14 protein-coding genes, 1 pseudogene and 2 riboswitches are annotated in these 19,394 nt (G+C 60.1%); of the genes and pseudogenes, 7 read left to right on the plus strand and 8 right to left on the minus strand.

The features are described from left to right. Positions 1-58 precede the first annotated feature (58 nt). Entirely contained in the window at positions 59-1,063 is a 1,005-nt protein-coding gene (locus AFIDRAFT_RS15935; RefSeq protein ID WP_009340607.1) for an ABC transporter substrate-binding protein, read from the minus strand. Between the two features lie 154 nt (positions 1,064-1,217). On the opposite strand from AFIDRAFT_RS15935, the gene AFIDRAFT_RS15940 reads away from it, so the two are divergent. Both AFIDRAFT_RS15940 and AFIDRAFT_RS20285 read left to right on the plus strand, forming a co-directional pair. Further along, on the plus strand, positions 1,218-1,985 hold the full coding sequence (locus AFIDRAFT_RS15940; protein WP_009340609.1) for a GntR family transcriptional regulator: 768 nt from the start codon (positions 1,218-1,220) through the stop codon (positions 1,983-1,985). Between the two features lie 4 nt (positions 1,986-1,989). Beyond that, a pseudogene (locus tag AFIDRAFT_RS20285) lies at positions 1,990-2,126 on the plus strand (peptidase M14); the annotation flags it as partial. A gap of 17 nt (positions 2,127-2,143) precedes the next feature. Here the strand turns inward: AFIDRAFT_RS20285 and AFIDRAFT_RS15945 are convergent. Both AFIDRAFT_RS15945 and AFIDRAFT_RS15950 read right to left on the minus strand, forming a co-directional pair. Then, a complete protein-coding gene (locus AFIDRAFT_RS15945; protein WP_009340611.1) occupies positions 2,144-3,265 on the minus strand; it encodes a ribonucleotide-diphosphate reductase subunit beta in 1,122 nt (373 codons plus the stop codon). Positions 3,266-3,285: 20 nt separating this feature from the next. After that, complete coding sequence (locus tag AFIDRAFT_RS15950; RefSeq protein ID WP_009340614.1) at positions 3,286-6,189, minus strand: ribonucleoside-diphosphate reductase subunit alpha; 2,904 nt, start codon at positions 6,187-6,189, stop codon at positions 3,286-3,288. A 103-nt stretch (positions 6,190-6,292) separates the two neighbouring features. Beyond that, positions 6,293-6,503: riboswitch (cobalamin riboswitch) on the minus strand. Positions 6,504-6,739: 236 nt separating this feature from the next. Between AFIDRAFT_RS15950 and AFIDRAFT_RS15955 the strand changes: the two genes are divergently transcribed. Both AFIDRAFT_RS15955 and metE read left to right on the plus strand, forming a co-directional pair. Continuing rightward, positions 6,740-7,408, plus strand: coding sequence for an epoxyqueuosine reductase QueH (locus AFIDRAFT_RS15955; protein WP_009340616.1), 669 nt, complete (start codon positions 6,740-6,742; stop codon positions 7,406-7,408). A 38-nt stretch (positions 7,409-7,446) separates the two neighbouring features. Further along, positions 7,447-7,658, plus strand: a riboswitch (cobalamin riboswitch). A gap of 103 nt (positions 7,659-7,761) precedes the next feature. Further along, positions 7,762-10,107 carry a 5-methyltetrahydropteroyltriglutamate--homocysteine S-methyltransferase gene (gene metE, locus AFIDRAFT_RS15960; protein ID WP_009340618.1) on the plus strand — a complete coding sequence of 782 codons (2,346 nt, stop codon included), beginning with the start codon at positions 7,762-7,764 and terminating at the stop codon, positions 10,105-10,107. Positions 10,108-10,162: 55 nt separating this feature from the next. Here metE and AFIDRAFT_RS15965 read toward each other — a convergent pair whose 3' ends face one another. Beyond that, the gene (locus tag AFIDRAFT_RS15965; protein WP_009340619.1) at positions 10,163-10,384 is read right to left on the minus strand and encodes a hypothetical protein; all 222 of its coding nucleotides are present in this window, start codon (positions 10,382-10,384) and stop codon (positions 10,163-10,165) included. 172 nt (positions 10,385-10,556) lie between these two features. After that, a complete protein-coding gene (locus tag AFIDRAFT_RS15970) occupies positions 10,557-11,408 on the minus strand; it encodes an IclR family transcriptional regulator (RefSeq protein WP_009340622.1) in 852 nt (283 codons plus the stop codon). A gap of 111 nt (positions 11,409-11,519) precedes the next feature. On the opposite strand from AFIDRAFT_RS15970, the gene AFIDRAFT_RS15975 reads away from it, so the two are divergent. Together AFIDRAFT_RS15975 and AFIDRAFT_RS15980 are read left to right on the plus strand one after the other, a co-directional pair. Further along, a complete protein-coding gene (locus tag AFIDRAFT_RS15975) occupies positions 11,520-13,145 on the plus strand; it encodes a GMC family oxidoreductase (protein WP_009340625.1) in 1,626 nt (541 codons plus the stop codon). A gap of 30 nt (positions 13,146-13,175) precedes the next feature. Then, complete coding sequence (locus AFIDRAFT_RS15980) at positions 13,176-14,510, plus strand: MFS transporter (protein ID WP_009340629.1); 1,335 nt, start codon at positions 13,176-13,178, stop codon at positions 14,508-14,510. 86 nt (positions 14,511-14,596) lie between these two features. On the opposite strand, the gene AFIDRAFT_RS15985 is transcribed toward AFIDRAFT_RS15980, so the two are convergent. Both AFIDRAFT_RS15985 and AFIDRAFT_RS15990 read right to left on the minus strand, forming a co-directional pair. Then, positions 14,597-15,514: a bifunctional enoyl-CoA hydratase/phosphate acetyltransferase gene (locus tag AFIDRAFT_RS15985; protein ID WP_009340630.1), complete on the minus strand. Its 918-nt coding sequence runs from the start codon at positions 15,512-15,514 to the stop codon at positions 14,597-14,599. Beyond that, on the minus strand, positions 15,514-16,290 hold the full coding sequence (locus AFIDRAFT_RS15990; protein ID WP_040298515.1) for an IclR family transcriptional regulator: 777 nt from the start codon (positions 16,288-16,290) through the stop codon (positions 15,514-15,516). Before AFIDRAFT_RS15990 ends, AFIDRAFT_RS15985 begins: the two co-directional genes overlap by 1 nt. Before the next feature lie 162 nt (positions 16,291-16,452). Between AFIDRAFT_RS15990 and xsc the strand changes: the two genes are divergently transcribed. After that, entirely contained in the window at positions 16,453-18,228 is a 1,776-nt protein-coding gene (gene xsc / locus AFIDRAFT_RS15995; RefSeq protein ID WP_009340632.1) for a sulfoacetaldehyde acetyltransferase, read from the plus strand. Positions 18,229-18,299: 71 nt separating this feature from the next. Here the strand turns inward: xsc and AFIDRAFT_RS16000 are convergent, their stop codons facing one another. After that, positions 18,300-19,175: a LysR substrate-binding domain-containing protein gene (locus tag AFIDRAFT_RS16000; RefSeq protein WP_009340633.1), complete on the minus strand. Its 876-nt coding sequence runs from the start codon at positions 19,173-19,175 to the stop codon at positions 18,300-18,302. Between the last annotated feature and the right edge of the window lie 219 nt (positions 19,176-19,394).

Below are 19,394 nucleotides of genomic sequence, written 5' to 3' on the forward strand. Positions count from 1 at the left end.
TTAGCTCTGACCAAACTGACGCGAGGTTTTCGCGCCGGCGATCATGATCAGGGCAACATCAGCTGCCCTTGAGGCTGTGAATTTCGGGAAACCAGATGTCCTGCCACTTCGTCGGCGCAACTGGAATGCGCTTCACTTTGGCGAGGAATTGCGCAATCGGCAGAGTCTTGTGCGGCTCGATCGTGTTCGTCACCAGCGGGTCGTTCAAAATGCCCAGAAGAAACTCGACCGTTTCCTGTGTATGAGCCATTCGCTTGTATGTCTCGGCTGCCTTCTTCTTGTCTTTGTTGATAATGTCGATCGACTCTTTCAATGCGTCAAAGAAGGCCTGATACGCCTTCGGGTTCTCATTCCTGAATTTGCTGGTGGCCCATATGACATTGAATGTCGCCGGACCGCCCAGGATCTCGTAATTATTCAGAACCTTGTGAATTTTGGGGTCGGCAAGTTCTGTGTACTGGAACGGCGGCGAAGAGAAGTGGGCGTTAATGCCGATGCCGCCAGACATGAGGGCGGTCATCGCCTCGGGATGCGGCATCGAGACGGTCAGCGAGTCGTACTTGGCAAAATTGGCTTCACCGAATTGTTTGGCGCACGCCATCTGCAACAGCAGTGCTTGGGTCGATATTTTCACCGAGGTGACTGCGATCTTGTCCTTCTCTGAAAAATCGGGCAGCTTTTTTACATTCGAATTTGAGGAAACAAGATCGACCGGCATGTCGTTAAGTGCGGCCACGCCGTGAATGGCTGTTGGCGTGTTGCGCGTTTTTGCCCAGAGCGTCACGAGGTTCGGGACACCGCCTGCGCCAAAGTCCAAACCGCCGGACAAAAGCGCATCATTCATGGCGTTCGATCCGCCGAGCGTGACCCATGAGACCTGTATATCATTAAGACCAAGAGCGGCCGCGTGTTTTTCGACGAGCTTTTGATCTTCCATGATCATCAGCGGCAAGTAGCTCAAACCATATTGTTTAGAGGCACGAATCTGGTTGGTTTCAGCCGCGGCAGGCATGAGTGATAGTGCGAGAAGGCAGCCTGCCAATAAGACCTTGAATTTCATCATGATCATTCCCTCCTGGTTCCCTGTGGAGCAGTGCCCGTCTTCTTTGCTCTTGCTTTTATTGTATGCAAGAATGCATACAAGCCTGACGGCGAGTTGTTCGATTGTCAACTGGCGGCATAATGCAGGGGACATCTCCCAAGTTAGAGGAAAGGTAGTGCCGTTGACCGCCTTGATTTTGAAAAGCCACCCGGCACCCGGCACGGCTCCCAAGGCTTCCTTGGTGGAAAGCGCCTATGTCGCGCTTAAGGCCGCGATCTTGAGTAATACATTCCCGCCGGGCTATCAGGCCGCGGAGAGCGACGTCGCGTCTCAACTCGGGATGAGTCGCACTCCTGTGCACGAAGCCGCAATCCGTTTGCAGGCCGAGGGGCTTGTGGCGGTTCAACCGCGAAAGGGAATTCTTGTCTGCGCAATCTCCTCTTCCGATATTCGAGAAATCTATGAACTCACCATCGCGCTGGAGGGGATGGCGGCCGAGGTTCTGGCATTGCAAACCCCTTCTGCAACCAAGACCAAGATCCTTGATCGGCTGAGCGCGGAAACGAGATCCATGGAAACGGCGCTCAAGACGGACGACCTTGACCGGTGGGCTGCCGCCGATGATCAATTCCATAGAATCTTGACAGGAGAATGCGGCAATAGCCGCCTGGCGCGGATGGCGGGCACAATTCGTGACCAGACCCATCGGACAAGACTACTCACGTTGCGCCTCAGGCCGAAGCCATCAAACGCGGCGACCGAGCACCGCGCCATCATTGAAGCGATCCGCACTGGCCACGCGCGTGCCGCGTCTGAGAATGCTGCCGAACATCGACGCCGTGCGAGTCAAATCATGATCCCGCTGCTCAAAAAGCTAAACCCGTTCGAGCCGCCATCTGCCGACCTAAATCCGGATAAGAACCGGAAGTCGGCGCGCAAATGATGGACCAGGACAGAGAGTCGCTATCCAGCGCAACAGCTTCGGCGAAGCGGTTGCGCTGGATACAAGCGCGGTAGCGGGAGAATGGGCCAGCGCGGCGATGCAATGGCCGAGCCAGGCAATCTTTTTTGTTTCCGCAAGTGAACCCACTTGCAGGTACTTCATTCCCAGCTCAGCGCGCCGCCGTTCTGATACTCGATCACGCGCGTCTCAAAGAAGTTCTTTTCCTTCTTGAGGTCCATCGCTTCCGACATCCACGGAAAAGGATTCTCCGTTTCAGGGAATACCGGCGTGAGGCCGATCTGCGCGCAACGCCGGTTGGCGATGAAGTGCATGTATTGCTCGCACAACGCAGCGTTCAGCCCGAGGAAGCCGCGCGGCATGGTGTCCCGGCCATAGGCGGCTTCCAGTTCGGCGGCATCGCGGATCATGCCGCGCACATCTTCCTGGAACGCCTTGGTCCACAGATGCTGGTTTTCCAGCTTGATCTGATTGATGACGTCGATGCCGAAATTAAGGTGAATGCTCTCGTCGCGCAGGATGTACTGGTACTGCTCGGCGATGCCGACCATCTTGTTGCGACGTCCGAGCGAGAGAATTTGCGCGAAGCCGGTGTAGAACCACATGCCCTCGAACACGACATAAAAGGCGACGAGATCGCGCAGGAATGATTGATCGGCCTCCTGCGTGCCGGTGGAGAAATCCGGATTGTCGAGATTTTGGGTGTGCTTGAGCGCCCATGCTGCCTTGTCGGTGATCGACGGTACCTCGCGGTACATGTTGAACAGCTCGCCCTCGTCGAGGCCGAGACTTTCGACGATGTACTGGAAGGTGTGGGTGTGCACGGCTTCCTCGAACGCCTGACGTAACAGATATTGCCGGCATTCGGGGTTTGTGAGGTGCCGATAGATCGCCAGCACGATGTTGTTGGCGACGAGGCTCTCGGACGCTGCGAAGAACCCGAGGTTGCGCTTGATGGCGCGGCGCTCGTCGTCGGTGAGGCCGTCGCGGGACTTCCACAGCGCGATGTCGGCCTGCATCGAGACTTCGGTCGGCATCCAGTGGTTGTTGCAGCCTGCGAGATATTTCTCCCACGCCCATTTGTATTTCAACGGTAACAGCTGATTGACGTCGGCGCGGCAGTTGATCATCCGCTTTTCGTCAACCGAGACGCGGCCGCCTGAGCGGTCGATCGCGCCGAGGCCGGTTTGTTCTAATGGCTGTTCGGCGTTGAACATGACGGCGGGCGAAGGTGCGGTTGTGGAATCTGACCAGTCGAGCATGGTGGTGTCCTTTCTTGTTCTTATTGGCAGGCTTCGCAGTCGGGATTGTCGATCGAGCAGGCCTTGACGCCATCAAGGTCGGGCGCCGTGGCATTCGGAACGATAATCGGCGCATGGGCGAGCATCCCCGACGCGGAGACCGCGTTGAGCTTGCCGTCGGTACCTTTCAGTGTCGACTTCTCGACATGGGTGGCGCTGCGCGAACGCAGGTAATAGGTGGTCTTCAGGCCGAGCTGCCACGCGAGGCGATAAAGCTGGTCGAGCTTCTTGCCCGACGGATTGGCGATGTAGAGATTGAGCGATTGTGCCTGATCGATCCATTTCTGCCGCCGCGCGGCGGATTCGATCAGCCATGAGGTGTCGACCTCGAATGCGGTCGCATACAGTGCCTTGAGATCGTCCGGCACCCGGTCGATCTGACCAACGCTACCATCGAAATATTTCAGGTCGGACACCATCACCTCATCCCACAGGCCGCGCGACTTGAGGTCACGCACGAGGTGCTCGTTCACCACGGTGAAGTCGCCCGACATGTTCGATTTGACGAACAGGTTCTGGTAGGACGGCTCGATCGACTGCGCCACGCCGCAGATGTTGGAGATCGTCGCCGTCGGCGCAATCGCCATCACGTTGGAATTGCGCATGCCATCCTTGCGCACGCGCTCGCGCAGGCCCGTCCAGTCGAGCGTCATAGACGCATTGAGCGCCGTGCCGTCGCGTGATTTCGACAGGACCGCAACGGAGTCGATCGGCAAAATGCCCTGCGACCACAGTGAACCGTCGAAGGACGGATAGCGCCCGCGCTCAACGGCAAGATCGGCGGACGCAGAAATCGCGTGATAGCTGATGATTTCCATGCTCGCGTCGGCGAAGGCGACGGCTGCTTCGGACGCAATCGGAATGCGCTGGACATGCAGCGCGTCCTGGAAGCCCATCAGGCCGAGCCCGACCGGGCGGTGCTTCAGGTTGGAGCGACGCGCCTCGGGGATGGTGTAGAAGTTGATGTCGATCACATTATCAAGCATCCGCACGGCGGTCGTAATCGTACGCTTCAGCTTGTTCTGATCGAGTCCTTCGCGGGTAGTGTGGTTCAAGAGGTTGATCGAGCCAAGGTTGCACACGGCGACTTCATCGGCCGAGGTGTTGAGCGTGATCTCGGTGCACAGGTTCGAGGAGTGTACGACGCCGACATGCTGCTGCGGCGAACGCAGGTTGCATGGATCCTTGAACGTGATCCACGGATGCCCGGTTTCGAACAGCATGGTCAGCATGCGCCGCCACAAATCGGTGGCGCGAACCTGCTTGAACACGCGCATTTCGCCGCGCGCGGCCTTCGCCTCGTAGGCTTCATAAGCCGCCTTGAAGCGAGGGCCGTAAAGGTCGTGCAGCTCCGGCGTTTCATCCGGCGAGAACAGTGTCCACTCACCATCCTGCTCGACGCGTTGCATGAACAGGTCGGGTACCCAGTTCGCGGTGTTCATGTCGTGAGTGCGGCGGCGGTCGTCGCCGGTGTTCTTGCGCAGGTCGAGGAATTCCTCAATGTCGATGTGCCATGTCTCGAGATAGGCGCAGACCGCGCCCTTTCGCTTGCCGCCCTGGTTGACGGCGATCGCGGTGTCATTGGCGACTTTCAGGAACGGCACCACGCCCTGGCTTTCGCCATTGGTGCCCTTGATGTGGGCACCAAGACCCCGCACCGGGGTCCAGTCGTTGCCGAGTCCGCCGGAATATTTCGCCAGCAGCGCGTTGTCCTTCACCGCCTTGAAGATGCCGTCGAGATCGTCGGCGACGGTGGTGAGGAAGCAGCTTGAGAGTTGCGGCCGCAGCGTGCCGGAATTGAACAGCGTCGGTGTCGAGGCCATAAAATCAAACGACGACAACAGATTATAGAATTCGATCGCGCGTCCCTCGCGATCGATCTCGCGCATAGCAAGCCCCATCGCCACGCGCATGAAGAACGCCTGCGGCAGCTCGATGCGCGCGCCATGAACGTGCAGGAAATAGCGGTCATAAAGCGTCTGCAAGCCGAGAAACTGGAACAGCATGTCGCGCTCGGGCTTCAGCGCGCTGGCGAGCCGGGCGAGATCGTGCCGACCCAATTCTGGGTCGAGCAATTCGGCCTCGATGCCGGTCTTGATGTAGGCCGGGAAATATTCGGCATAGCGCGTCGCCATGTCGGATTGAGATGCGCTGGTCGGTGTGCCGTGCACGAAGCTCAGAACCTCGCTGCGCAGCTTGTCGAGCAGCAGGCGCGCGCTGACATAGGCGTAGTTCGGCTCCTGTTCGACCAGCGTGCGCGCCGCCATGATGGAGGCGAGCGCGAGTTCATCCTGGCTGATGCCGTCGTAAAGATTCCTGCGGGCCTCGGCGAGCACCGGCGCAGGATCGACGGCGTCGAGCCCTTCGCAAGCTTCGCGGATGATGAGCTCGAACCGCTTGAGGTCGAGCGGCACGCGAGCGCCGTTCGCAAGCGTCATCTGCAGCGTCGGCTCGTTCGATGAAACGGTTGTGCTGGCCCTGTCCGCCGCACGCTCGCGGGCGCGCTCCTCGCGATAAAGCACATAGGCTCGCGCGACCTTGTGGTGCTCGCTGCGCATCAATGCGAGCTCGACCTGATCCTGCACGTCCTCGATATGGAAGGTGCGGCCTTCGCCGAGACGGCGGGTGAGGGTGCCGACGACCTCTTGAGTGAGTTGCTCCACCGCCTCATGCACGCGGCGGGAGGCGGCTGCGGTGTGTCCTTCGACCGCGAGAAACGCCTTCGTCATCGCAATCGAAATCTTGGAGGGATCGAAGCGCGACACCGTGCCGTTGCGGCGGATGATCTGCATCGCCGGCTCGCTTGGCGAGGGCGCGAGGGAATCGAGGCTCAACTGGATGAGCGGTGCTTTTTCAGTTTTGGCGGTCTGCAGGTTCAACGACATCGACAAGCCCCGTGATGCGGATTTCAGAAGGCGGGGGTCGAAGGCGCTTGAGCGTTCGGCGGACAGCCGATTGCTGGCGACCGCCGGACACCCCGTCCGTGGACGTTTTTTCGGTGTCGCGGCAGGTCTCCTGGCTTGCAGGTCGTAGCGGCTTCTTGTCTTCCCGGCCGAGGCCAGTGACGTAATGGCGAAGCAGCTCGCTGCTGACAGTTGCGGGGGCAGCGCCGGATTTCCGCGAAACGTGCGGTTCACCGGCTTCCCTCTTAGCCCACTAGATTTTGAGGTCTAGCAGGACCGTGACATCTACATGTGGTGATCTTTGACCGAAAGAGTCAAGAAAACTTTAAAATGCTCCCCGCTATCCCCGGAAGCCGCCGTGGCGCGGTGAAAACCTCAAGCCTTTCAGCGCTTGGCAGACTGCTGCGATTCTGGTTCTGCGGCCAAGGCCATTCGGCAACGATGGCTGTTCCATCCAGATGGCCGAATCGGCCTGCGCTTTACGGATGCGGACACTCTCATTAGATAGAGCCTTCGACAGGCGAGCCACGCGATGAATGATTTCGTTCGACCGATCCTCAATCCACCGGGTGGGCAGAAGAAGGTTCTGCTGCATTCGTGCTGTGCGCCGTGCTCGGGCGAGGTGATGGAGGCGATGCTCGCTTCCGGCGTCGATTACACCATCTTCTTCTACAACCCGAACATTCATCCCGAGCGCGAATATCTGTTGCGCAAGGATGAGAACGTGCGTTTTGCCGAAAAGCACGGCGTCGGCTTCATCGATGCCGACTACGACAAGGACAACTGGTTCGCGCGGGCCAAGGGCATGGAGTGGGAGCCGGAGCGCGGTGCCCGCTGCACCATGTGCTTCGACATGCGATTCGAGCGCACCGCGCTGTATGCGCATGAACATGGCTTTCCAGTCATCACCAGTTCGCTCGGCATCTCGCGCTGGAAGAACATGGCGCAGATCAACGACTGCGGAAAACGCGCGGCCGCGAAATACGACGGCGTCGTGTATTGGGATTACAACTGGCGCAAGGGCGGCGGTTCGGCCCGCATGATCGACATCAGCAAGCGCGAGGAATTCTACCAGCAGGAATATTGCGGCTGCGTGTATTCGCTGCGCGATACCAATGCCCACCGCCGGGCCTGCGGGCGGGAGCCGATCGAGCTTGGCGTCAAGTTCTATGGGCAGAATTCCACCGAGGGCGAGCGATAATCCCACCCTCCGTGCGTTGACTGATTTTTTCTCCACGCCATATTTCAACCCGTCGAGGTCTTCGTCATCGCGTTGATGCGAAGCTAAGAGGGAAGCCGGTGAAGCATTGATGCGCTTAATCCGGCGCTGCCCCCGCAACTGTGAGCGGCGAGCCTGCATCCATTCGTGTCACTGAGGCGTCTCGCTTTGGGAAGACGGATGTGGGCCGCGACCCGTAAGCCAGGAGACCTGCCGCGACGAGATGTTTCCACGGGCGGGGTGTCCGGTGGGCGTAGTCCTTGAGGTGCCTGCGCGCCTCGGTAGGTCAGCGCGCGCTTTCACCCCGCCGTTTCTCGTATTTCGGGGTCGAAGCCATGTCGAATGTATCAACGTCCGTCCGTCTCGCCGTCGCAACGCTCGGTACGCCGCGGATCGGTCCGCGCCGCGAACTGAAAACCGCACTGGAAAGTTTCTGGGCGGGCAAGATCGATGAAACCGCGTTGCTCGCAACCGCCGCTGAACTGCGCGCCGCGAACTGGGCGCGGCAGAAAGCGCGCGGCATCAGCGTCATCCCATCCAACGATTTCTCACTCTACGACCATGTGCTCGACACCAGCGTGATGGTTGGTGCAATTCCTGAAATCTACGGCTGGACAGGCGGCAGCGTGCCGCTGGCGACCTACTTTGCGATGGCGCGCGGCTCGGAAGGCGAGGGCGAGGCCTGCGCGCATGGCCATGTGCATCATCACCACGGCGTGTCCGCGCAGGAGATGACGAAATGGTTCGACACCAACTATCACTACATGGTGCCGGAATTCAAAAAGGGGCAAACTTTCGCGGTGTCCTCGACCAAGCCGATTGACGAGTACAAGGAAGCCAAGGCGCTCGGTTATCAGACGCGCCCGGTGCTGCTTGGTCCGGTGACGTTCCTCAAGCTCGGCAAGAGCAAGGATGCCTCACTTGACGCGCTGTCTCTGCTGGACGGTCTGCTGCCGGTTTACATCGAGGTGCTGAAGCGCCTCGCTGCCGAAGGCGCGGAATGGGTGCAGATCGATGAGCCGTGCCTCGTGCTCGATCTCGACGATGCCGCGCGCCAGGCTCTGCGCCACACCTATGATGTGTTCGCAAAGGCTGTGCCGCAGATCAAGATCATGCTGGCAACCTATTTCGGCGATCTCGGCGACAACCGCGACACCGCTGTGTCGTTGCCGGTGGCGGGATTGCATATCGATCTGGTGCGCGGCGCGGATCAGTTCGCCGTTGTCGTCGCGAAGGCTCCGAAAAACCTCACGCTGTCACTCGGCGTCATCGACGGCCGCAACATCTGGCGGGCCAATTTGCCCACTTTGCTGAACAAGCTCGAGCCAGTCGTCACCGCGCTTGGGCACGAGAGAGTGCAGATCGCGCCGTCCTGCTCGATGCTGCATGTGCCGATTGATCTCGATGCGGAAACTGCTCTCGATACCGACGTAAAAGAATGGCTCGCGTTCTCCCTGCAGAAGATGGACGAGTTGTCGGTTCTCGGCCGCGCGCTTGCCGGTCAACGCGATGAGGTCGCGGACAGGATTGCAGCGTCGAAGACAGCGGCGGCCAAGCGCAAGGAATCGTCAAAAATTCACAATCGCGCCGTGACAGAGCGGATGAGCGGCATCACCGATCAGATGCGCCGCCGTCACAGCCCGTTCGATGTGCGTGCGGGAGTCCAGCATAAGCAGTTCGGTCTGCCATTGTTCCCGACCACGACGATCGGTTCGTTCCCGCAGACGGCGGACGTGCGCAAGGCACGTGCAGCGCATGCCAAGGGCACGCTGAAGGACGCGGATTACGATCAGTTCCTGAAAGAGGAAACCGCGCGCGCCGTGCGCTGGCAGGAGGAAATCGGACTCGACGTGCTGGTGCACGGCGAATTCGAGCGCAACGACATGGTGCAATATTTCGGCGAACAATTGTCCGGCTTTGCTTTCACCAAGCATGGCTGGGTGCAGAGCTACGGCTCGCGCTATGTGCGCCCACCGATCCTGTTCGGCGATGTCTCTCGGCCCAAGCCGATGACGGTCGACTGGTGGCGCTATGCGCAGTCGCTCACCAAGCGGCCGATGAAGGCGATGCTGACCGGCCCGGTGACGATCCTGAACTGGTCGTTCGTGCGCGACGATATCCCGCGCAGCGAAGCTTGCCGGCAGATCGCGCTGGCGATCCGCGATGAGGTCGTGGACCTGGAGAAGGAGGGGGCGCGGATGATCCAGATCGACGAAGCGGCGTTGCGCGAAGGCTTGCCGCTGCGGCGTTCGCAATGGCAGCACTATCTCGACTGGGCGGTGGAAGGCTTCCGGCTGTGTTCATCGGGTGTTGCCGACGAGACGCAGATCCACACCCATATGTGTTATTCGGAATTCAACGATATCATCGATGCGATTGGCGCGATGGATGCCGACGTGATTTCCATCGAGACCTCGCGCTCGAAGATGGAGTTGCTCGATGCGTTCAAGACCTATCATTATCCGAACGAGATTGGGCCGGGCGTCTATGACATCCACTCGCCGCGCGTGCCGGAGGTCGGCGAGATGAAGCATCTGCTGGTGCTGGCGCGCCAGCGCCTGAGCGATGCGCAACTCTGGATCAATCCGGATTGTGGATTGAAAACCCGCAAGTGGGATGAAGTGCGGCCTGCGCTCGTCAACATGGTTGCGGCCGCGCGTGAACTGCGCGCGCAAGCCTGATGCGAAAGGAAGACCATCGCCATCCGATCGATGGCGGTGGCTTTCCGTTTCGATGTCAGCGAAGCGAAGCGGAGGTCTGGGCTTGTGGCGCGGAAGCGGTTGCTTCGGTCTTGTTGGGATCGGGGATGAGAAGCCGCGCCACCAGCAGTCCGGCGATCAATGTCCAGAAGGCGAGGGTGCCAAGGCGCACCACCGGGGAATAGCGGCGAGTCGCGACCGCACGATGCTCGCCCCACGCATATTGTTTGGCCGGATCGGCAGACGGATGATGCGCCATTGAGAGAGCCCCTGTGTGAGGACGATCTTCTCCCGCAACGTTGCTGCTTTCAAGAAAACAAACCGGCATTTTTCAAGGCCGGAAAGGAACAAACCTCCTTCTTCGGCGGTGCGAAAAGCATAGTCTTTCGCACCCACGGATTTCGCCGATGCAACCCCGATTCTGCGTGCCGTTATTCCGCGGGGCGCAAGGGGTTGTGCGCGGCGGAAGGCGCGGTCTCTGTGCCCGCGCCGCCTGCAACGGCGGGAGCAGGAGAGGACGTGTCGAACAGGAGCGTCTGTTCGAGTGCCTTTGCAGCTTTCTTCAAGGCAGGCACCAATGCGAGCGCCCGCGTCAGCGGCAATCGCGTGATGGGTCCATGCACCGCAACGGTCGCGCAGATTCGCCCGCGTGAATCGCGGATCGGAACGGCGGTCGCGGCCATGCCTTCCATGAATTCCTCATTGTCAGTGCCCACGCCGGTCTGGCGGATCCGCGTGAGCTCCGCCTCAAGCTGTTCCGTGCTGGTCAGAGTTCGCGCGGTGTAGCGCTGGAAAGGCTGCGTGCGGAACAACGCTTTGCGCAATGACGATGGTGCAAGGCTGAGAAACAGTTTGCCGCTTGCCGTGCAATGCAGAGGCACGCGCGAGCCCACGGTCAGGCGGAATTGGAGCGGCCAATCGGATTCGACGCGGTCGAGATAAATCAGGCGCTCGCCGTCGAGCATGGTGATGTTGCAGGTCTCGCCGGTCTCTTTCACCAGCGCGGAGAGAATGACACGGCGCGGCGCGAGATCGAACGAGCGCCGCATGCCTTCGAGCGACAGTGCAAGAAGGCGATGGCCGACTTCATAGTGCCGTCCGTCCGTGGCGCGTTGAACGAATCCCAACCGCTCAAGCAGCGCAACGAAGCGATGTGTCGTCGCTTTCGGCAATCCGATCGCAGCCATCAGCTCGTTGAGCGTCGGCGGCTCTTCCGCTTTGGCGATGGTTTCGAGAAGGAGCAGCGCGCGTTCCGAAACCGAGGTCGTCGTCTGCGTGGACATTTTTCAACCTTATTCCATTCAGTGAGCCACAAGGCATTCAACTACGTTGACAACATTTCACGCAAAGTTCAATCTTCAAGATAAATCGTCTCAATAAATGGAATAAGAGCGATGACGGAAGCGTCCGATCAATTCGACTACATTGTGGTGGGGGCAGGCTCCGCCGGATGCGTGCTGGCAAACCGGTTGAGCGCCGATGGGCGTCATAAGGTTTTGCTGCTCGAGGCAGGCCCGAAGGACAACTACCTGTGGATCCATATTCCCATCGGTTACGGGAAGACGATGTTCCACAAAGCCTACAATTGGGGCTTCTACACCGATCCCGAACCCAACATGAAAGACCGCCGTATCTACTGGCCGCGCGGTCGCGGCCTCGGCGGTTCGAGTTCGATCAACGGACTGATCTTCGTTCGCGGCCAGCGGCAGGATTACGACCACTGGGCGCAACTCGGGAATACGGGCTGGGACTGGAAGAGCGTTCTTCCTTATTTCATGAAGTCCGAGCACAACAGCCGCGGCGCGAGCGCGACGCACAGCGACAAGGGCCCGCTGTGGTCATCCGACATCGGCGGCAAGCACGAGCTGATGGAAGCCATCATTCGCGGCGCCAATGAAATAGGCGTGCCGCGCAACGACGACTTCAACAGCGGCGACCAGGAAGGCGTCGGCTACTATCAATTGTTCACGCATAATGGCTGGCGGATTTCATCCGCGGTCGCCTATCTAAAGCCCGCGCGTGATCGTGCCAACCTGCGCATCGAAACGGATGCGCACACGACCGGCGTCATTCTCGAAGGCCGCCGCGCGGTCGGCGTGCGTTACATTCAGAACGGCGTTGTGCAGGAAGCGCGCGCGGCGCGCGAGGTCATCCTCTCTGCAGGTTCGCTGCAATCGCCGCAGATTTTGCAACTGTCGGGCATCGGGCCCGCATCGCTCTTGCAGCGGCGCGGCGTCAAGGTGGTGCACGATCTACCCGGCGTCGGTCAGAACCTGCAGGATCATCTGCAACTGCGGCTGATGTATAAGGTCTCGAAGCCGATCACCACCAATGACGATCTGCGCACGGTGTTCAGCCAGGCCAAGATCGGATTGCAGTGGCTGCTGACGCGCACCGGGCCGCTCGGCATCGGCATCAACCAGGGCGGCCTGTTCACGAAAATCCTGCCTGGGTCGGAGACCCCGGACATTCAATTCCATTTCGGCACGCTGTCGGCCGATATGGCGGGCGGCAAGCCGCATCCATGGTCGGGCTGCACGTTCTCGGTCTGTCAGCTGCGGCCGGAGTCGCGCGGCAGCGTCGAGATCAAGTCGACCGATCCCATGGAACCGCCGTCGATGCGGCCGAATTATCTCGATGCCGAAACGGATCGCATCTGCGCGGTGGAGTCGATCAAGTACGCGCGCCGTCTCGCGTCCACGAGTGCGCTGAAGCCTTATCTCGTCGAGGAATACAAGCCCGGCGCGGACGTGAGCACCGACGACGAGATTCTCGATTTCGCGCGCGAATATGGCGCGACGATTTTCCATCCGACCGGCACCTGCAAGATGGGCTCCGATCCGATGGCGGTGACGGACGCGCGGCTTCGCGTGCACGGCATCGGCGGCCTGCGCGTGGTCGATTGTTCGATCATGCCGACCCTCGTTTCCGGCAATACGCATGCGCCGGCCGTGATGATCGCGGAAAAGGCATCCGATATGATTTTAGCGGACTCAAAAGAAAGTTCGATCGCAGCTTAAGGAATGGTTCTGTTAACTGGGGAGGCCAATATGGCAGATAAGATACAAGACAAGGCGCTTTTAAAACGTGTCGTCTTCGCATCTCTGATCGGAGCGACCGTCGAGTGGTACGACTTCTTTCTCTACGGCACGGTGGCTGGCATCGTGTTCAGCAAACTTTATTTTCCGACGGGCGACGTGTTCATTTCGACGATGCTCGCCTACACGACATTCGCTGTCGGGTTCATCGCGCGTCCGCTGGGCGGCGTGATCTTCGGTCACTTCGGAGACCGTATCGGCCGCAAGAGTATGCTCATCATGACCCTGATGATCATGGGTATTGCGACCCTCCTGATCGGGTTGGTGCCGACCTATGACCAGATTGGCGTCTGGGCGCCGATTGCATTGCTGATCCTGCGCGTTCTGCAGGGCCTCGGTCTTGGCGGCGAATGGGGCGGTGCGGTTCTCATGACCTATGAGTATGCCGAGCCGCACAAACGCGGCCTTTATGCGAGCCTGCCGCAGATCGGTTTGTCCATCGGTCTGTGTCTTGCCTCCGGCATCGTCGCATTACTTTCCTTTTCGCTCACGGATGCTCAGTTCCTCGCCTGGGGCTGGCGCATTGCGTTCGGGTTGAGCTTCATCCTCGTTCTGGTCGGACTCTATATCCGCCTCAACATCATGGAGACGCCGGAATTCGCCAAGGTCAAGCAGAAGGGCGCCGAGGTGAAGATCCCCTTCATGTCGATGATCAAGGAGTATCCGAAAGAGGTGACGGCGGGCATGTGCGCCCGTTTCATCGACGGCGTGTTCTTCAACGTGTTCGCCGTTTATTCGATCTCCTTCCTGACGCAGCAACTGAAAATCCCGCGGACCGAGGCCTTGCTCGGTGTGTGCGCAGCGGCGCTGGTGATGTGCCTGTTCATCCCGTATTTCGGCGGTGTGTCCGATCGGGTTGGCCGGACCAGGACGTATTTCTGGGGCTCGCTCGTCACCGGCTTTTCGGCGATACCGGCATTCTGGATCTGGCTGCATTTTCCCGAGCAGACGATTCTGGTCTGGGCCGCGCTCGTCGTCCCGTTCGGCATCTTCTATGCATCGATCTACGGGCCGGAAGCCGCATTGTTCTGCGATCTCTTTAAGCCGGAGGTGCGCTACACCGGAATTTCGTTCGTCTATCAGTTCTCCGGTATCTTCTCGAGCGGCCTGACGCCGATCATTGCGACAATCCTCGTGAGGGAATTCGCCCCGAACGGCGGTTGGGCAGTCGCGGGGTATTGCGTATTCGCCGGCATCGTCAGCGCATTGGGCGCCGTATGGATCAACCGTCTGGCGCGCCAGCGCATTGAGGCGGGCGGCACGGCTCCTGCGGCGCTCGTCGCCTAACAAGAGCCGCATGAAAATGAAAACGGCCCGGTTCACACCGGGCCGTTTTTTTGAGGATGGTTTGAAGCAGGCGAAGGAAGAGCCTTCTAGGAAAGGCTTAGCCGCGCCAGTGCGCAGGATGCGATGCGCGCACGGCGGGAATCTGCGCGGCTCGTCAGGATCACCGGCACCTTGGCGCCGAGCACTACGCCCGCGCATTCGCCGCCGCCCATATAGATGAACGACTTGTAGAGAATGTTGCCGACATCGAGGTTCGGCACCATCAGAAGGTCGGGGTCGCCCGCGACTGCGGAGTTGATCTTCTTGGTCTTGGCGGACTGCGCGGAGATGGCGTTGTCGAAGGCGAGCGGACCATCGACGATGGCGCCCGCGATCTGGCCGCGATCGGCCATCTTGGTCAGCGCGGCGGCATCCAGGCTGGAGGGCAGATCCGGATTGACGGTTTCGACCGACGACAGGATCGCGACCTTCGGTGCTTCGAAGCCGATGCGGTGCGCGAAATCGACCGCGTTGGCGAGGATGTCGACCTTTTCCTTCAGGCCCGGCTGAATGTTGACCACGGCGTCGGTGATCATCAGCGGCTTGTGATAGGCCGGACAATCGAACCAGAACACATGGCTCATGCGGCGCGAGGTGCGCAGGTTGGCTTCGCGGGAGACCACCGCACCGAGAAGTTCGTCGGTGTGCTGCGAGCCTTTCATCAGCGACTTGGCTTCGCCTGCGCTGACGAGTGCGACCGCCGCCCTGGAGGAGAGGACCGGATCGTCTTCGGCGTCGACAAGACGCAGGCCGTCGAGGCTGGCTTTCAGCTCTGCCGCGCACGCTTCGATGCGGCGGCGCGGGCCGACGAGAATAGGATCGATGATGCCTTCCTCGTACGCGGCCAGCGCGGCGGCGAGTGCGTCGGTCGAGCAGGGATAGGCGACGGCGACGCTCAGGCGGCCCTTGCCGCGCGCGGCCTGTTCGAGAGCATCGAGTTTCGGGTGCGAGGAAGTGGATGGCATCAGGCGGCTCCGACGTCGGCGCTGATCGTTGCGCTCATGGCCTTGGCGGCATTTTGCAGAATTGGGATTTTCTTGATCATTTCGGCCTGCGACATGCGTGTCACCGGGGCCTGGATCGCCAGCGCCGCGGCGCAGACGCGATTGCGGCCCTTCTGGTGAATGATCGGGACGGCGAGACAGACGAGGCCCGCGAGGAATTCTTCGCGGTCGAGGGCGTAGCCGTCACGACGAATGTCTGACAGTTCATTCAGCAGGGCGGATTTTTCAACGACGGTATGTTCCGTCATACGCTCGAAATTCATCTCGGAAATAACGAGGTCGCGTTTCGCCGGTTGCATCAGCGCGAGAAACAGTTTGCCGCTCGCGGAGCAATAGGCGGGGACCTTCGAGCCCTGCTGGAAGGTGATGCGCAGCGGCCATTTGGATTCGACCCGGTCGAGATAGGTGACCTGCGTGCCGTCGAGTACCGTGAGATTGCAGGATTCACCGACCTCCTGCACCACGCGCCGCAAGATTTCGTGGCGGAGCGCGCCGCCGGGGCGGTTCGACAGAATTGAGAACGCAAGCTGGGTCGCGCGCATGGCGAGTTCATAGCGCCGCCCGTCCGGCGTGCGCTGGATGAGACCCGCCTGCTCAAGTGAACCGAGCCAGCGGTGCATCGTTGGTTTCGGCACGCCGACGTTCACGGCGAGTTCGGCAAGGCTTGCTGGATGTTGCAGCCCGGCGATGGCCTCCAGCAGGGCCAACGGTTTGAGGGCACCAAAAAGCTCGTTCATACCCATGCTATACACCGTAATTCCGATAAGTGAAACGTCTTAAAATTGAAATTGAGATATTCGTTGCGTCTCGTCAAGCCGCATGGCACATACGGCTGGAAATCCTGAAACTCAGGACAGCGACTTTTCCGCCAGACACTGTGAAAAAGAGAGGGTTCGCCTATGAAAATGACAACGGAAGAAGCCTTTGTGAAAGTGCTCCAGATGCACGGCATCGAGCATGCCTTCGGCATTATCGGCTCGGCGTTCATGCCGATTTCGGACCTGTTTCCGAAGGCGGGCATCACCTTCTGGGACGTCGCCCATGAAACCAATGGCGGCCTGATCTGCGACGGTTACACCCGTTCGACCGGCAAGATGGCGATGGCGATCGCTCAGAACGGTCCGGGCATCACCGGCTTCGTGACGCCGATCAAGACCGCGTACTGGAACCACACGCCGATGCTGCTGGTGACGCCGCAGGCGGCGAACAAGACCATCGGGCAGGGCGGCTTCCAGGAAGTCGAGCAGATGGCGATGTTCCGCGACATGGTCTGCTATCAGGAAGAAGTGCGCGATCCGTCGCGCGTCGCCGAGACGCTGAACCGCGTGATCATGAAGGCGAAGCGCCTCTCCGCGCCGGCCCAACTCAACATTCCGCGCGACTTCTGGACGCAGGTGATCGATGTCAACCTGCCTGCGATCGTCGATTTCGAGCGCCCGGCGGGCGGCGAACATGCGATTGCCGAAGCAGCAAAACTTCTGTCGAACGCCAAGTTCCCCGTTATCCTCTCCGGCGCGGGTGTGGTGATCGGCGGTGCGATCCCCGATTGCGTCGCGCTGGCTGAAAAGCTCGACGCTCCGGTGTGCAACAACTATCAGCACAACGATTCCTTCCCCGGCAGTCATCGTCTTGCGGTCGGCCCGCTCGGTTACAACGGCTCGAAGGCCGCGATGGAACTGGTTGCAAAGGCCGACGTGGTGCTGGCGCTCGGCACTCGTCTCAATCCGTTCTCGACGTTGCCGGGTTATGGCATCGACTACTGGCCGAAGGATGCGAAGATCATCCAGGTCGACATCAACCCCGACCGCATCGGCCTGACCAAGCCTGTCGCCGTCGGCATCTGCGGTGATGCCAAGCAGGTGGCGCGCGGCATCCTCGCGCAGCTTTCGCCGAGCGCCGGCAATGCCGGACGTGAGGAGCGCAAGGCGCTGATCCACACCACCAAGTCGAAGTGGCTGCAGACGCTGTCGAGCATGGACCACGAAGACGACGATCCGGGCACCAGCTGGAACAAGGACGCCCGCGTGCGCGACAAGGATTTGATGTCGCCGCGTCAGGCATGGCGCGCCATTCAGGCCGGCCTGCCGCGCGATGCCATCATCTCCAGCGACATCGGCAACAACTGTGCGATCGGCAACGCCTATCCGATGTTCGACGAAGGCCGGAAGTATCTGGCCCCGGGCCTGTTTGGTCCGTGCGGCTACGGCTTCCCGGCGATCATCGGCGCCAAGATCGGCAACCCCGATACGCCGTGCGTCGGCTTCGCCGGTGACGGCGCGTTCGGCATCTCCATGAACGAAATGAGCTCGGTCGGCCGCGAGGAATGGCCGGGCATCACCATGGTGATCTTCCGCAACTACCAGTGGGGCGCGGAGAAGCGCAACACGACGCTGTGGTATGACAACAACTTCGTCGGCACCGAACTCGACCGGCACCTGAGCTACGCCAAGGTTGCGGTCGCGTGCGGGCTGAAGGGGGTTCAGGTCAAGACCCAGGAAGAACTGACCAACGCGCTGCGTCAGTCCTGCGAGGACCAGAAGAAGGGCATCACCACCTTCATCGAGGTGCTGCTCAATCAGGAACTGGGCGAGCCGTTCCGCCGCGACGCGATGAAGAAGCCTGTCAAGGTTGCGGGTATCAACCGTGAAGACATGCGTCCGCAGCAGGTTGCCTAACCTTCAAGGCAATTCGACTTGAAATGAAAACCCGGCCTCGCGGCCGGGTTTTTTGTTAGACGTATTCGAGTCTATCCCTCGCCGGAGGCCGGCAGGTTGCCAAGCTCGCGTGCAATATAGCGGGCCAATTGTTCGGCGGCTTCCGAGATGCCTTGCTCCTTGCGGTGCAGGACCATCTCGATGGACGGCAATTCCGGCAATCCGTCACCTTTACTCAGAATGCGAATGTTCGGCGTGATTGTGCAGCGTGGAAACACCGACACCGCGATCCCTGAGAGTACGGCGGCCTGCAGCCCGGCGAAGCTGTCGCAGATGGAACGCAGCGTCCAAGGCAGTTCGGCGGTGTTGAGCGCGTCGATGGCAATCTGCCGATAGACGCTGCCCTGCGGCAGCAGCGCGAGGGGCAAGGGGCGCCGCAATTCCTGTGTTCCGTTCGGGCTTGCCGCCCACACCACGGGCTCGTGGCGAATCAATTCGCCGCGCCGGAAGCCCGGCTGATTGGTCATCAGTGCGATATCGATTTCCTCGCGCTCCAGCGCCGCGCTGAGATAGACGCTGCGGGTGCAGCGCAGATGGATTTCCACATTCGGATGCGAGCGCGAAAAGTTGTCGAGAACTTCGGGCAGCAGGTAGGCCGCATACAGGTCCGGCGTACCGAGCGTGACGTGGCCTGCGATGCCCGGCATCGAGAATCGCCCGCGCGCTTCGTCATTGAGACGCAACATCGAGCGTGCAAATTCGAGCAGCACTTCCCCGTCGGGTGTCAGCACAAGTTGCCGCCGGTTTTCTCCGAACAGCGTCCGGCCGACGACGCCTTCGAGGCGTTTGATCTGATGCGTGATCGCAGGTTGCGTGCGGCCAACCTTCTTTCCTGCGGATGTCAGGCCGCCGGTGTCGACAATGGCAACGAACGTTCGCAGTAGCGAGATGTCGAGGTCTTGATTCACTGATAAATTCCGCGAATGATGCTCATGCAGCTAATCAATTTTGTCACGAGTGCTGCCTCGTGCACCATACGAAAAAGTGACTTCATGTGAAGTGGGCAAACAAGCCCGCCAATAAGGTCGATAAAACCGTCGCTGGGAGGTGACTATGGAGGCGATACGATATCCAGCCCGCTGGGCTGCGAAGGCTTTTGCTGTTCTATCCGCGGCTTTTCTCTGCAG

The organism is Afipia sp. 1NLS2, assembly GCF_000178995.1.
Classification (GTDB): Bacteria; Pseudomonadota; Alphaproteobacteria; order Rhizobiales; family Xanthobacteraceae; genus Afipia.

What these genes read in the sequence shown, in the direction of transcription:
- AFIDRAFT_RS15935 (WP_009340607.1), bottom strand. Translation starts at nt 1,063, where the DNA reads ATGATGAAATTCAAGGTCTTATTGGCAGGCTGCCTTCTCGCACTATCA.
- AFIDRAFT_RS15945 (WP_009340611.1), bottom strand. Translation starts at nt 3,265, where the DNA reads ATGCTCGACTGGTCAGATTCCACAACCGCACCTTCGCCCGCCGTCATG.
- AFIDRAFT_RS15950 (WP_009340614.1), bottom strand. Translation starts at nt 6,189, where the DNA reads ATGTCGTTGAACCTGCAGACCGCCAAAACTGAAAAAGCACCGCTCATC.
- AFIDRAFT_RS15955 (WP_009340616.1), top strand. Translation starts at nt 6,740, where the DNA reads ATGAATGATTTCGTTCGACCGATCCTCAATCCACCGGGTGGGCAGAAG.
- metE (WP_009340618.1), top strand. Translation starts at nt 7,762, where the DNA reads ATGTCGAATGTATCAACGTCCGTCCGTCTCGCCGTCGCAACGCTCGGT.
- AFIDRAFT_RS15965 (WP_009340619.1), bottom strand. Translation starts at nt 10,384, where the DNA reads ATGGCGCATCATCCGTCTGCCGATCCGGCCAAACAATATGCGTGGGGC.
- AFIDRAFT_RS15970 (WP_009340622.1), bottom strand. Translation starts at nt 11,408, where the DNA reads ATGTCCACGCAGACGACGACCTCGGTTTCGGAACGCGCGCTGCTCCTT.
- AFIDRAFT_RS15975 (WP_009340625.1), top strand. Translation starts at nt 11,520, where the DNA reads ATGACGGAAGCGTCCGATCAATTCGACTACATTGTGGTGGGGGCAGGC.
- AFIDRAFT_RS15980 (WP_009340629.1), top strand. Translation starts at nt 13,176, where the DNA reads ATGGCAGATAAGATACAAGACAAGGCGCTTTTAAAACGTGTCGTCTTC.
- AFIDRAFT_RS15985 (WP_009340630.1), bottom strand. Translation starts at nt 15,514, where the DNA reads ATGCCATCCACTTCCTCGCACCCGAAACTCGATGCTCTCGAACAGGCC.
- AFIDRAFT_RS15990 (WP_040298515.1), bottom strand. Translation starts at nt 16,290, where the DNA reads ATGAACGAGCTTTTTGGTGCCCTCAAACCGTTGGCCCTGCTGGAGGCC.
- xsc (WP_009340632.1), top strand. Translation starts at nt 16,453, where the DNA reads ATGAAAATGACAACGGAAGAAGCCTTTGTGAAAGTGCTCCAGATGCAC.